We start from the raw sequence: 13700 nt of genomic DNA, 5'->3' as shown, positions 1-13700 counted from the left end.
AAACACGGGCAGATGACGCGCATCCACGTCCTCTGCAATAATTTTGTACTTTTTACCCGGCAGACAATGGGGCGCGTATGACAATACCATCCTACACGGCAAGCGGTTCCTTCATTCTTTTCATCCCGGGCCTGCTGTTCCTGCTGTACGGCGCATGGCAGGCGATCCGCCAGCGGCAGAACGCCCGCCGGCTCATCCTGTGGGGGGCCGTGCATGACGCGGGCCTCATCTGCATGGCGCTGGGTGCGGCCAATGCTGCCGCCGGCACTGGCGTCTGGCTGTTCGTGGCTTTCCAGCTGCTGGCCCGCGGCCTGAGCTGGAGCGCCCTCAATTCCCTGGCCGGGCCCGCCGCTCCGTCGGCGACCTTCGCGGCCCTGCGCGGGGCCGTCAAACTCCAACCCGTCAATGGTGCCCTGTTCGCCCTCGGCCTCATGGCCAGCGTGGGCGGTTCGCCCTTCCTGATCCCGGAAGGGCGTCTTTTTATCACCCAGGGCATACTGGCCTCTTCCCTGCCCCTGCACTGCGGCCTGTTCTGCACCGTGCTGGCGGCCGTCACGGCCACGGTCCTCATCGCCCTGCATGTGGACGCCCTGCGCCAGTGCTTCCTGCAGCCCTGTAGCACCGCCTGTGACGGCGATGCCCCCAGCAGCTGCCGTTCCGACGCCCTGACCCTGGTGCTGGGCGTGCTGGTGGCGCTCATGGGCCTGGCCCGTGGCCCCATGCTGGACGTGGCCGCCGGCTGGGCCGGCCTGCAGGTGGCCCACGCCACCGTGCATCCCGCCTTCTGGATCTACTTTGCCGGTGCCTTCGTCTGCGGCGTGGCCGCCTGGGCGAAATTCCGCTGGATGCCCCACCTTGGCGTGCTGGCCTGTGCCGCCGCCCTGGCCGCGACCCTGACGCTGGATGCGCCCGCGCCTGTGGCCCTGCTCTTCCTGGTGATGATCGGCTTCATCGCCTTCATCGTCTCGGTGTACTCCCTGGGCTACATGGCCCACGCCCACCGGCAGGGCTGGTACTGGTTCTTCCTGCTGCTGACCTTCGCCTCTCTGGCCGGCATCGTTTCCACGCCCGACATGGCCGCCATGTACGGCTACTGGGAACTGATGACCTTCGCCTCCTACTTCCTGGTGGTGCACGAAGCCAACCGCGTGGCCTTTGACGCGGGCTTCAAATATTATCTGATGTGCGCGGGCGGCGCCCTGCTGATGCTGCCCGGCATGCTCCTGCTGGGCAACGGCGGCCTGGGTCTTGCCGATGTCCGTATCCAGAGCGCCCTGCTTTCGCCCCATGTGCTGAACATGGCCGCCCTGCTCTGCCTCGTCGGCTTCGGCGTCAAGGCCGGTCTGGTGCCCCTGCACTCCTGGCTGCCCGATGCCCACCCCGCCGCGCCTTCCTCGGTGTCCGGCCCCCTGTCCGGTATCATCACCAAGATGGGCATGTTCGGCATCGTGGTCCTGCTGCTGGGCCAGACCAACGGCGCCCTGTTCGCCAAGGCCGAGGTCTTCGGCCTGTCCTGGTTCGGCTCCATCCTGACCTTTATGGGTGCGGCCACCCTGATCTTCGGTGAGCTCATGGCCCTGAAGCAGGACGACATCAAGCGCATGCTGGCCTACTCGACCCTGGGCCAGCTGGGCGAGATCGCCCTGGTGCTGGGCATGGGCACCTGGCTGGCCACGGCCGGCGCCCTGTCGCACATGCTCAGCCACGCCATCATGAAGGACCTGCTCTTCCTCGGTGCGGGCGCCCTCATCCTGCGGGCCGGCAGCCGCAAGCTCGCCGACCTGCGCGGTCTTGGCCAGTGCATGCCCTGGACCGTGAGCTGCATGGCCGTGGGCCTCATCTGCATCATGGGCCTGCCGCCGTTCACCGCCTTCTTCAGCAAATACCTGATGATCCAGTCCGCCATCCACGCCGGGCATCCCGCGCTGGCGGCCCTGATCCTCATCGGCTCCCTGGTGGGCGCCATCTACTACGTGCGCATCCTCAAGACCCTGGTCTTCGAGGAACGTCCCGCCGACCTGCCCATGGTGGAAGAGGCCCCGTGGTCCATCCGCGGCGCCCTCATGGCCCTGGCCGCCCTCAGCCTGCTGCTGGGCCTGGCTCCCTGGGCCCCGCTCACGCTGGTCATCCCCGTGGCCTCGGCCTGCTTCGCCCCGGCCTCCATGGATCTGGTCGTGCTCCAGTCCGTCATGGCGCCCTGGCCCATCTATGTGGCCGTGCCCGTGTTCGGTGCCCTGCTGCCGGCCTTCTTCCGCCGCAATCCCATCTGGGCCGCCCGCTCCAGCGCCTTCGTGCTGCTGCTGACCGCCGCCCTGGTAATCTTCCTGGGCCGCGACCTGGATACCCTGAGCTACTGCTTCGCGCTCATCGTGCCGCTCATCGGCGCCCTGAACGTCTTCTACGCCCAGGGCTACATGTCTCACAGCCACACCCAGTGGCGCTTCTACTGTGCCTTCACCGCCATGTGCGGCGGCCTGGTGGGCATCTCCGCCAGCACCTATCTCTTCCAGTTCTTCCTGTTCTGGGAGATCATGAGCTCGTGGACGCTCTACATGGCCATCGCCCATGAAGGCGACAAGGCCTCGCTGCGCGAAGCCTTCAAGTACTTCTTCTTCAACGTGCTGGGCGCCGGCTTCATCTTCGTGGGCGTCTGTGTGCTTGGTCCGGCCACGCCGTTCTCTTCCGAGTCCATGCAGTACCTGACCAAGCTCTTCCTGCTGCCCGGCTGGGTCGTCTGGGGCGGTACCGCCCTGCTGGCCATCGGCTTCGTCATGAAGGCCGCCCAGCTGCCCTTCCGCATCGACTGGCAGATGCATCCGGCCCTGGCCCCCACGCCCGTGTCCGGCTACATATCCTCGGTGCTGCTGAAGAGCTCCATCCTGGGCCTCATCAAGCTCTTCATGCTCATGGGCGGCAGCCTGGCCATGATCGGCGTCAGCGCCGCCTGGCCCAATGAACTGATCCAGACCGTGGTCATGTGGATCGGCGGCATCACCATCGTCATGGCCGCCACCCAGGCCCTGCTGGTCAACAACGTGAAGCTGGTCTTCATCTACTCCACCGTGAGCCAGATCGGCTACATGGTGCTGGCCGTGGCTGCCGGCGGTGCCCTGGGCTACGCGGGCGGCATGCTGCACGTGGTCAACCACGTGTTCTTCAAGGACCTGCTCTTCCTCGTCTGCGGCGCCGTGATGTTCGCCACCCATGCCGACAGCCTGGATGACCTGGGCGGCATCGGCCGCAAGATGCCCTTCACCCTGTGCATGTTCGCCATCGCCGGCCTGTCCGTGGTCGGCGTGCCGCCCACCAGCGGCTTCTCGTCCAAGTGGATCATCTACCATGCCCTGATGCAGGCGGACCAGCCCTTCCTGGCCCTGCTCTCCCTGGTGGGCAGCGTGCTGACCCTGGCCTACATCGCCAAGTTCCTGCATGCGGCCTTCCTGGGCCAGCCTTCCAAGCATCTGGATCATGTGCAGGAAGCTCCGCTGACCATGCGTGTGCCCATGGCCATCCTGGCCATCGGCTGCATCATCACCGGCATCTTCCCCGGCCTGATGCTCTGGCCCATCAACGCCATCCTGGGCGACTACAACGCCGGCAGCCTGGTGGTGGGCCTCTCGGGCCTGCAGGAAGGCCCCGGTGCCTGGAACGCCACCGGCCTGAGCGTGATGATGGCCATCGCCGCCGCCGCGGGCTGGTACTTCGTGCGCCGCTTCGTGGTGCTGCGTGAAGTGGACGTGCATACCTGCGGTCTGCCCACCGAGGTGGCCACCAGCCGCATGGCGCCCTCGGGCATCTACGGCGGGCTGGTTCGCCGCCTGGCCTGGTTCCCGGGCAATACCAGCGTAGACAACAAGAGCTAGGAAGGAGAAACCGAGATGACCGACATCATTCTTGGTGTGCTGCACATGTGCATTTTCCCCGGCGGCCTGTTCGCGCTGGCTGTGGGGCTGTTGTTCAAAGGCCTTGACCGCCGCGTCGAGGCCCGCCTGCAGCGCCGCGTGGGCCCGCCGCTGATCCAGCCCCTGCTGGATATCGCCAAACTGCTGACCAAGGAGACCCTGATTCCCAAAACGGCCGTGCGCAGCGTCTTCCTGGCCGCGCCCGTGGTGGGCTTTGCGGGCATGGCCGTCTGTGCGGCCTTCATCCCCGTGCCCGGCGTGTTCAGCGGCCTGTACAACATGGGCGACCTGCTGGTGCTCTTCTACCTGCTGCCCATCCCGGCCATCGCCATCATGCTGGGCGGCTCGGCCTCCAGCTCGCCCTTCGGCGCCATGGGCTTCTCGCGTGAGATGCTCATGATGCTGGCCTACGAGACCCCCCTGCTCATGATCCTGCTGGCCGTGGCCATGCTGGTGGGCAAGGCCACCGGTACCGGTGCCGAGTTCTCGCTGCTGGCCATCGTGGACTGGCAGCAGAGCGCCGGTTCCCTGGGCCTCAACCCGGTCATGATCCCGGCCCTGCTGGCCTACCTGATCTTCCTGCCCGGCACCATGGGCGTGCCGCCCTTCGACATCCCCGAAGCCGAGACCGAAGTGCTGGAAGGTCCCCTGCTGGAATACGGCGGCCCCCTGTTGGCCCTGTTCCAGATCGGCTCCGCCCTCAAGACCTTCGTGGTCCTGGGCCTGGGCGTGGCCCTGTTCTTCCCCGGCACCATCTCCGACTTCTGGATCGTCAACCTGATCTGGTTCGTCTTCAAGTGTCTGGTGCTGATGCTGCTGTCCCTGACCCTGGTCAAGTCCGCCACCGGGCGTTTCCGCATCGACCAGGCGTTCCGCTTTTATGTGAAGGTCCCCACCGTCCTGGCTCTGGTGAGCCTGGTGCTGGTGTGGGCGCTGTAAGGAGGTCGGGCATGAGTCTGGACAACATGCTCAAGAAACTGTCGGTACGCTCGCCGTGGCTCTTCCGCATCAACGCGGGCTCCTGCAACGGCTGTGACGTGGAACTGGCCACCACGGCCTGCATCCCCCGCTACGACGTGGAACGCCTGGGGTGCCGGTACTGCGGCAGCCCCCGCCATGCCGACATCGTGCTCATCACCGGCCCGCTGACCACCCGTGTGCGCGACCGCGTGCTCGCGGTCTGGAACGAGATCCCCGAGCCCAAGATCACCGTGGCCGTGGGCATCTGCCCCATCTCCGGCGGCGTGTTCCGCGAAGGCTACTCCATCGAGGGCCCCATCTCGCGCTACATCCCCGTGGATGTGAACGTGCCCGGCTGTCCGCCCCGCCCCCAGGCCATCCTGGAAGGCGTGGTGCTGGCACGCAAGATGTGGCTCAAAAAGCTGGGCATCGAGGAATAAATGGACAGGGGGAAGCCTTTGCATCGGCTGGCCGTCTGGCTGGGGCTGCGTGACGCCGCTCCCGCTGACGGTACCGCACCTGCTGACGGTGCCTCCCCCGCTGCCGAGACAACATCCGGGGATCAGCCCTGCCGGCGTTGCGGCATCTGCCACCACGTCTGCGGTCTGATTCCCCGTACGCCCAAAGGCCCGCGCCCGGGCCCGGAGGAATAATTATGGCGGGTTTTCTGAAAATTCTGTTCCGCAATCTGCTGCAAGGCCCCAGCACGGACCCGTTCCCGCTGGGTGAAACATTCACGCCCGAGCGCTTGCGGGGCCGGGTGAAGATCGACCCCAACCTGTGCATGGGCTGCGGCGTGTGCCGTCATGTCTGTGCCGCCGGGGCCATCAACATCCGCCAGAAACCGGACAACAGCGGCTACACCATCACGGTCTGGCAGGACTCCTGCTGTCTGTGCGCCTCCTGCCGCCAGTACTGCCCCACCGGTGCCATGAGCATCACCAATGACTGGCATTCGGCCCACCTGGAGTCCGAAAAGTTCGGTCGTGTGGAGCAGCAGACCATCAATTACGAACCCTGCTCGCACTGCGGCACCCTCATGCGGCCCCTGCCGCTCAAACTGGCGGAAAAACTCTACGCCAAAAACAGCGAGATCGACCCCGACCAGATCCGTCACCTGTGCCCCAAGTGCCGCCAGATCGAGGACGCCAAGCGCAGCCTTTGTCATCTGCCCGAGCCCCACAAGGCCATGGAGCCCGCACAGACCCCCGCTTCTGCCGCGCCCACCACGGATTAGCCGTTTTTACGAGGATTGAACATGCAAGAGATTCTGCAAGGCAACGCCGCGCTCATAGAGGCTCTGGGAGCCCTCTGCACCCGCGACAAAGCCATACATCACAGCACCGACGCCTACGGCAACGCCTTCCACTGGTTCCGTCTGGACCATCCCCGTTTCATGAGCCAGGCCGCCACCGCCCTGCAGGGCGCCCATGCCCGTCTGTGCATGATCACGGCGTACAACCTGAAACAGCTGGGCGAACAGCAGCAGGAACTGTGCTACCACTTCGAGCTGCAGGGCGTGGTCTACAACATCACCGTCACCCTGACCGCCGAACACAACACCGTGCCTTCCATCACCCCCCTGTTCGCCAATGCCGACTGGCATGAGCGCGAGATGATGGAACTGTACGGCATCCGCGTGGCCAACCAGCCCAACCCGCGCCGCCTCTTCCTTGACGAGGAACTGGACGCCGGCATCCTCAACGAGGCCGTGCCGCTGTCCATCATGATGAACGGGGCCTGCACCACGGACCTCTGGGAACGCATTCTGAAAGAAAAGGAAGGGGAACGCGCATGAGCAAGCTCACCACTTTCAACATGCCGCTGGGCCCCGTGCATGTGGCGCTTGAAGAGCCCGTCTACTTCAATCTTACCGTGGAAGGTGAGACCATCCGCAAGGTGGAACTGACCTCCGGTCACGTGCACCGCGGCATGGAAGCCCTGGCCACTCAGCGCAACCTCATCAAGAACGTCACCCTGACCGAGCGCGTCTGCTCCCTGTGCTCCAACAGCCACAGCTTCACCTACAGCATGGCCGTGGAAAACGTGCTGGGCATGGAGATCCCCGTCCGCGCCCGCTACCTGCGCGTGCTGGCCGAAGAGATCAAGCGCGTGGCCTCGCACCTGTTCAACACCGCCATCCAGGCCCACATCATCGGCTTCAAGTCCCTGTTCATGCACGTCATGGAAGTGCGCGAGATGATGCAGGACGTGAAGGAGACCGTGTACGGCAACCGCATGAACCTGGCCTCCAACTGCATCGGCGGCGTCAAGTGCGACGTGCCCCCGGACATGCTCAAGTATATCCTGGGCATGATCGACAAGGTGGAGCCCGCCGTGGACGAGATCCGCGAGATCTATGCCACCAACGCCATGGTCCTGGGCCGTACCAAGGGCCTGGGCCTGCTGCCCAAGGAAGACGCCCTGCGCCTGGGCGTTGTGGGCCCCGTGGCGCGCGGTTCCGGCATCGCCATCGACGTGCGCAAGGATTCGCCCTATGCGGCCTATCCCGACCTGGAGTTCAAGAGCATCACCCATGACGGCTGCTGCATCCACTCCCGCACCATGGTGCGCCTGGATGAGATCTTCGAATCCTTCAAGCTCATCCGCCAGTGCTGCGAACGCATGCCCGAAGGCCCCCACTGCGTGCCCATGCGCCAGATCCACACGGCCGAAGCCTGCGCCCGCAGCGAAGCGCCCCGCGGTGAAGTCTTCTACTACATCCGTACCAACGGCACGGACATCCCGGCCCGCCTCAAGTGGCGCGTGCCTTCGTACATGAACTGGGAGGCCCTGGGCGTCATGATGCGCGACTGCGCCGTGGCCGACGTGGCCCTGATCACCAACAGTATCGACCCCTGCGTCTCCTGCACGGAGCGCTAGGCCGGAAACAAGGATGCACGAAGCCAGTCTTGTCCAGGGGCTGCTCAAGATAGCCCTGAAAACTGTGGAAGACCACAATGCGGCCCACCCGGAACAACGGGTGCGCCGCATCCGCAGCATCACCTGCGAGCTGGGCCTCATCTCCTGTGTGGAGCCGCAGACCCTGAAAGGCTGCTTCGAGATCTTTGCCCAGGGCGGCATGGCCGAAGGCGCGGAGCTCATTCTGCAGACCGCTCCCCTGCCCTGCCGCTGCACGGATTGCGGACATACATTCGAGCTGCACAGAAGGCACTTTACCTGCCCCCACTGCGGCAGCGACGCCATACGCTTCACCGGCGGACACGGTCTTGTGATGACCAATCTGGAGGTGGAGCCGGAGGAAAGCCATGATTGAGCATATTCAGGTAATACCCGACAAATGCCGCGCCTGCCGCCGCTGCGAAGTGGCCTGTATCGCCGCGCACCACGGGATGACCTTCAAGGAAGCCATGAAGCACCGCGACGTGCTGGTCTCGCGCGTGCAGGTGGTCAAGGCCGAAGGCTTCAAGACCACCGTGCGCTGCCACCAGTGCAACCCCGCCCCCTGCTGCAACATCTGCCCCACCGGCGCCCTGCAGCAGGAGGAGGACGGCCGCATCACCATGCGCGTGCAACTGTGCGTGGCCTGCAAGATGTGCATCGCCGTCTGCCCCTACGGCACCATCTCGCTGGATACCATCGGCATGCCCGAAGAAGGCGGCGAGACCATGGCCCAGCGCAGCCGCCGCGAAGTGGCCGTGCGCTGCGACATGTGCAAGGCCTGGCGCGAAGAGAACGGCAAAAAGATCACCGCCTGCATGGAGGCCTGCCCCGTGCACGCCCTTTCCATGGTGGAGCCCGACGGCACCATCATCGAAGCGCCCAAGCCCGAAAAGAAAAAGCCCGCTGCCGCCGAATAGCGCGCACGGGCCCACACAGGCTGCACGGCAGCCGCGTTTTGACGAGGGGGAAGAGGGAAACCTTTTTGGAAAAAGGTTCTCCCTCTTCCCCTTTGTGCTCTCCCATCTCCCTTCCAAAAACTTTTGTCCGTCCCGGTCTGCTCCCGCCGCCGGGACACGAAAAAACCACGGGCCACCCCTTCTAGGGAAAGGCTTCTCAAACAAAAATGATAAAGCGTCCCTGCTGCCGCACCTCATGCGGCAGCAGGGACGCTCTCTTGCTTTGCATCAAACAGCCCATCCACCAGTTCGCCCCGCCGGTGCCGAAGGCACCGTGGGAAAGCGCGCTGGGGAGGGGGAGTTTGAGGGGGGAACCCCTCTCGCGCCAGCAGAGGGGGGCCCCCCTCAAAAACGATCTGCTTCCGGGCTACTTCCCGGCCATGAAATCGGACCAGCGGGCCAGCAGGGCACGCAGGGCGTTGCCGCGATGGCTGCGGGCGTTCTTCTCGTCACGGGTGAGCTGGGCGGCGCTTTTGCGGATGCTCTCGTCCCAGAACAGGGGATCGTAGCCGAAGCCGTTCTCACCCAAGGGCTCTTCGAGGATGCGGCCTTCCCAGGTACCGCGCACCACAAGCTCGCGGCCGTCGGGATGCACGGCCACCATGCAGCTCACGAAGCGGCAGGAGCGGCGGGCCTGGGGCACATCGCGCAGTTCAAAAAGCAGCTTGCGCATGTTGCGCTTGTCCACGCTCTCGCCGGGCAGGCTTTCCCAGTCGTTGGAATAGCGGGCGGAGTAGACGCCGGGGCCCTTATCCAGGGCGTCCACTTCCAGGCCGGAGTCGTCGGCCACGGCCACAAGGCCGGTAGCGGCGCACACGGCACGGGCCTTGATGAGGGCATTCTCTTCAAAGGTGGTCCCGGTCTCTTCGATCTCGCCGATCTCGGGGAAGAGGGAAAGGCCCACCACCTCGATGCCGAAGTCGGCCATGGGATCGGCCAGTTCCCGGATCTTGCCGGCATTATGGGTGGCCAGCACCACCCGCAGCTTTCCGTTGTCGTTCATGAGTTCTCCTTGCGCACCGGCAGGTGCGGTCGTTGCAGTGTCGCGATCAGGATGCCGCCGATGATGAGCATGCCGCCCACCACCTGGGCCGTGTTGACGGCCTCCCCAAGGACGATATGGGCCCCCGTGGCGGCGAAGACGGGCATACTGTAGTAGACGATGCCCGCACGCACGGGACCGATGCGGCTGATGGCGGCCGTCCAGAGGCAGAAAGAACAGAAGGAGCAGCCCACCCCGGCATAGAGCACGCCTATGATGACGGCGGGCTCCCATTGCACGGGCGGCAGCCAGCACATCTCGGCCAGCACGGGCGGCACGCAGAACAGCGCCCCCAGGCCGAAGGTGGCGGCACTGAAGCCGAAGACCGAAAGGTCCGTGCCCCGATGGCGCATGAACAGCGAATACAGGCCAAAGCTTGCCGCTCCGCCCAGGGACCAGAGGTCACCGGGGGCAAAGCGCAGGGCCGCCAGGCGTTCCATATCGCCGCGGCTGACCAGGATCACGATGCCTGTAGCCACCACCAGCATGCCCAGCAGACGGCGCGGGGTGATGGCCTCGCCGTAGAGCAGGCGCGAGAATATCAGGATGATGATGGGGGCCGTGGGCGCGATCAGGGCCATGTTCAGGCTCTCTGTGCTTTGCCCGGCCTTGTAGAAAAAGGTGTTCATCAGCGTCACGCCCAGCAGGGACATGACCACCACAAAACGCCAGTGACGGCGCAGAGCGGTCCAGTCCTCGCGCAGATGGCGCCAGGCAAAGGGCAGGATGGTGACGAAGGCCGTGAACCAGCGCCAGAAGTTGCACTGCCACGGCGGGATCATGTCCGCCACGGCGCGCGCTACCACGAAATTCCCCGACCAGATGACCACGGCCAGCAGGGCCAGCAAATAGCCTGATGTGTTCTGTTTCATGCTTTTCCCGGCGCTGCCGTCCTCCTGCGCTCTCATAACAGGTTGCCCTGCAAATGGCAAAAGCGGGACGGGGCAGTCTTTCCTTTTCCCTGCAAACCGGCTATCTTGGCCGTTACGCGACGCATGTCGCACTGTCTCCACTCCCGCACGGGGTTCCCCCGCTGCCCACTTCCACCAAGGTTTGCTCTCATGGCTCAGACGCGCCACCTTGTCCTGGGGCTCATGCCCCGTGGGGCCGATCCCGATACCCATTGGGCAGCCGGGCCCTGGTGTTTCGATACGGAAGAAGATTTCTTTCCCGGCTGGGAAGACAGCTTCGTCTTCGGCCGGGAGCCCCTGCGCGATCCCGGCACCCTGGACAGGGCCGTGCTCATGGCCCAGTCCCTGACTGTGGACAGCATCCCCGCCCTGGGGCGGCATCTTCTGGACCTGCAACGCCGCCGCGCCGAGGAAAACAATCCCGTCAGCACCCTGCTGGGCCCGGACGAGGTCGATCTGCCCGGCGTCTACTGGGAGACCCTGCTGACCCCCTGGGCCTGCACGGTGGCGCGCCAGCTGGTGGAACGCTGGCTGCGCGTGCGCGCCATGGTGGAGGACTGGGGCCATCTGCCCCTGCATGTGGAGCTGCTGCCCGAAGACTGCGCCTTTTCCTTTGCCACGGAGCATGATTTCGTCATGAGCGGCGCCCTGGGCGCGGACTGGAACACCTGGCTTATGTCCCGCCTGCTGGAGGCCGTCTGGCCCGAACGCTGGACCCGCTCCTATGCCCTGCCCGTGTGTGCCTCCTATGGCCAACTTATCCCGCCGGAAGACAGCGGCAGCCTGAAACAGCGCCTGCGGGCCTGGGCGCGCTCCTGCGTGCTGCGCCTGCCCTGCCCGCCCCTGCGCGGCATGCGGCTGCATCAGGCCCTGCGCTACTCGCTGGCCCTGCTCCATCCCAGCCGCCAGCCCGATGCCAGCCGTCCTCTGGCCGCCCATTTCGGCAGCGCGGCCACCGGTGTGAAGCATGACCTGCCGCTCGATCCCCTGCCCATTTTCATCGGTGCCCTGCCCCAGACCCTTGCCGAGCTGGATCATCCCGACCACGTCGCCCCGGCGCGTGTCCCGCGCGTGCGCGTGGCCTCGGTCCGTGCCCACGAGGATACCCATTACCGCCAGCAGCTGGCCCTCTGGCGTGCCCGCGGCCACCGTGTCATGTTCGTCCAGCACGGGGGCAACGTGGGCCAGGTGCGCTGCCTGTGCGAGACCCCGCTGGTGGAGTTCAGCCAGCACGCGTTCGGCACCTGGGGCTGGAGCCATTACGATGCCACAGGTGCGGGCAAGGGCGGCCAGTTCCTGCCGCTGCCCTATCCCCTGCTGGCCAACATGGCCGACCAGTGGCGCGGCGGCGACGATACCCTGCTCTTCGTAGGTGCGGAGATGCCCCTGTACGGGCACCGTCTCGATTCGCGCCCCACGCCCCTGCAATGGCTCCAGTACCGGGAAGACAAGCAATGGTTCCTTGAGGATCTGCCCCGCCGCCTGCACGATAAGATCCTCTACCGCCCCCATTTCGACGCGCCGGGCGCGCTGGACGATGCGCCCTGGCTGTTACCTCGCTTCCCCCATGTGCGCCTGTGCAGCGGCCCGCTGGAAGCCCAGATGCTCACCTGCGCCCTCATGGTGCTGGACCATCACGGCACCACCCTGCTCCAGGCCCTGGCGGCCAATGTGCCCACCATCGCCTACTGGGACAGATCCATCTGGCCCATGACCGACGAAGCCCTGGCCCGGCTGGACCTGCTGGCCGAGGCCGGCATCTGGCAGCCCTCCGCCGAGGCGGCCGCCGCCAAGGTCCGGGAAGTCTGGGACAACCCCGCCCGCTGGTGGCTGGATGAGCGCGTCCAGTCCGCCCGCCGGGCCTTCTGCCGCGAGCACGCCTTCGTCGATCCCAAGGGCCCGGATGCCCATATCGTTTCATTGCTGCAACGCCTGTAAGGAGACCTTCCATGTCCCGTATGTCCACCGGCAGCGCCCTGTGCCGCCTGCCGTTGTTCGCTCTGCCCGCCGTCCTGGCCCTGAACCTGCTGCTGCCCGCGCCCATCCCGGCGGCCGATGCCACGGCTCCCGCCCCTGACGCCGCTCAGGCCGTCGAAAGCGGCCCCAGCCCCGAAGAGCGCGCCGCGGAAGCCGTACTTGGCGAAGTCCAGAGCGCCCTGGACAGCAAGGATTACAAAAAAGCCGTCACCCTGCTCACCCCGCTCACCAAGAACGGCAATGCCGAGGCCCTGTACATCCTCGGCCGCCTGACCCAGGACGGGCGCGGCGTCAAAAAGAGCCCCCAGCGTGCCGTGACCCTGTTCCGCCAGGCCGCCGACAAGGGCCTGGCCAACGCCCAGAACGCGCTGGCCACCGCGCTGGCCACGGGCGACGGCGTGCGGCGCAACTACGGTGAGGCCGGACGCTGGTTCCGCAAGGCCGCCGAACAGGGTCTGGCCATGGCCCAGTACAATCTGGGCTATCTCTACGCCCACGGTCGCGGTGTGCGCAAAAGCGAAAATGAAGCTATCGACTGGTACGGCCGTGCCGCCAACCAGGGCCTGGCCGATGCCCAGTATTCCCTGGGCTGGATGTACCTCAACGCCAAGGCCAGCAACCAGGATGACACCAAGGCGGCCCACTGGTTCCAGCGCGCCGCCGAACAGGACCACCTCAAGGCCCAGAACAATCTGGCCTATATGTACGCCGAAGGCCGCGGCTTTGCCCAGGACAACCTCAAGGCCGTGGAATGGTACACCCGTGCCGCCGAGCGCGGCTATGCCGAGGCCCAGTACAACCTGGGCTTCATGTACGAACAGGGCCGCGGCGTGCCGCAGGACTACGCCAAGGCTGTGGAATGGTACCGCAAGGCCGCTGACCAGAACGAGCCCGCCGCCCAGTACAGTCTGGGCCTTATGTACGACCAGGGCACCGGCGTGCAGCGCAACCTTTCCGAAGCCACCCGCTGGTACCGTCTGGCCGCCAAGAACGGCGACCCCGACGCCAAGGCCTATCTGCGCGCCCAGAACCGCAAGTAACGGCGGAG

At 65.6% G+C, this 13700-nt stretch carries 12 protein-coding genes; 10 read left to right on the top strand and 2 right to left on the bottom strand.

The window, feature by feature from the left end; translation table 11 throughout:
• Positions 1-77 precede the first annotated feature (77 nt).
• The 8 genes from ACQRBR_RS11900 (at position 78) to ACQRBR_RS11865 (ending at position 8683) form a co-directional block, all read left to right on the top strand.
• Positions 78-3863 (top strand): complex I subunit 5 family protein, encoded by a 3786-nt coding sequence (locus ACQRBR_RS11900; RefSeq protein WP_427813040.1) that lies wholly within the window; start codon positions 78-80, stop codon positions 3861-3863.
• Positions 3864-3878: 15 nt separating this feature from the next.
• Entirely contained in the window at positions 3879-4841 is a 963-nt protein-coding gene (locus ACQRBR_RS11895) for a respiratory chain complex I subunit 1 family protein (RefSeq protein WP_297140034.1), read from the top strand.
• A gap of 11 nt (positions 4842-4852) precedes the next feature.
• Entirely contained in the window at positions 4853-5302 is a 450-nt protein-coding gene (locus ACQRBR_RS11890) for an NADH-quinone oxidoreductase subunit B family protein (protein ID WP_006007884.1), read from the top strand.
• A 215-nt stretch (positions 5303-5517) separates the two neighbouring features.
• Positions 5518-6099 (top strand): 4Fe-4S binding protein, encoded by a 582-nt coding sequence (locus ACQRBR_RS11885; RefSeq protein WP_204625528.1) that lies wholly within the window; start codon positions 5518-5520, stop codon positions 6097-6099.
• 21 nt (positions 6100-6120) lie between these two features.
• Entirely contained in the window at positions 6121-6660 is a 540-nt protein-coding gene (locus tag ACQRBR_RS11880) for an NADH-quinone oxidoreductase subunit C (RefSeq protein WP_168935890.1), read from the top strand.
• Positions 6657-7745 (top strand): nickel-dependent hydrogenase large subunit, encoded by a 1089-nt coding sequence (locus tag ACQRBR_RS11875; protein WP_279136108.1) that lies wholly within the window; start codon positions 6657-6659, stop codon positions 7743-7745. The genes ACQRBR_RS11880 and ACQRBR_RS11875 overlap by 4 nt, the downstream gene beginning before the upstream one ends.
• A gap of 13 nt (positions 7746-7758) precedes the next feature.
• Positions 7759-8139, top strand: coding sequence for a hydrogenase maturation nickel metallochaperone HypA (locus ACQRBR_RS11870; protein ID WP_168935888.1), 381 nt, complete (start codon positions 7759-7761; stop codon positions 8137-8139).
• Complete coding sequence (locus ACQRBR_RS11865; RefSeq protein ID WP_204625525.1) at positions 8132-8683, top strand: 4Fe-4S dicluster domain-containing protein; 552 nt, start codon at positions 8132-8134, stop codon at positions 8681-8683. Before ACQRBR_RS11870 ends, ACQRBR_RS11865 begins: the two co-directional genes overlap by 8 nt.
• Before the next feature lie 406 nt (positions 8684-9089).
• Here the strand turns inward: ACQRBR_RS11865 and rdgB are convergent, their stop codons facing one another.
• Positions 9090-9725, bottom strand: coding sequence for an RdgB/HAM1 family non-canonical purine NTP pyrophosphatase (gene rdgB / locus ACQRBR_RS11860; protein WP_278337908.1), 636 nt, complete (start codon positions 9723-9725; stop codon positions 9090-9092).
• On the bottom strand, positions 9722-10636 hold the full coding sequence (locus ACQRBR_RS11855; RefSeq protein ID WP_427813039.1) for a DMT family transporter: 915 nt from the start codon (positions 10634-10636) through the stop codon (positions 9722-9724). Before ACQRBR_RS11855 ends, rdgB begins: the two co-directional genes overlap by 4 nt.
• Positions 10637-10825: 189 nt before the next feature.
• On the opposite strand from ACQRBR_RS11855, the gene ACQRBR_RS11850 reads away from it, so the two are divergent.
• A complete protein-coding gene (locus ACQRBR_RS11850) occupies positions 10826-12613 on the top strand; it encodes an LIC12162 family transferase (protein ID WP_321127786.1) in 1788 nt (595 codons plus the stop codon).
• 11 nt (positions 12614-12624) lie between these two features.
• Entirely contained in the window at positions 12625-13692 is a 1068-nt protein-coding gene (locus ACQRBR_RS11845) for a tetratricopeptide repeat protein (protein WP_427813038.1), read from the top strand.
• Positions 13693-13700: the final 8 nt, after the last annotated feature.

This window comes from Desulfovibrio sp. SGI.133, assembly GCF_050313955.1.
Taxonomy (GTDB): Bacteria; Desulfobacterota; Desulfovibrionia; order Desulfovibrionales; family Desulfovibrionaceae; genus Desulfovibrio.
This window is presented reverse-complemented; position numbering and strand designations above follow the sequence as displayed.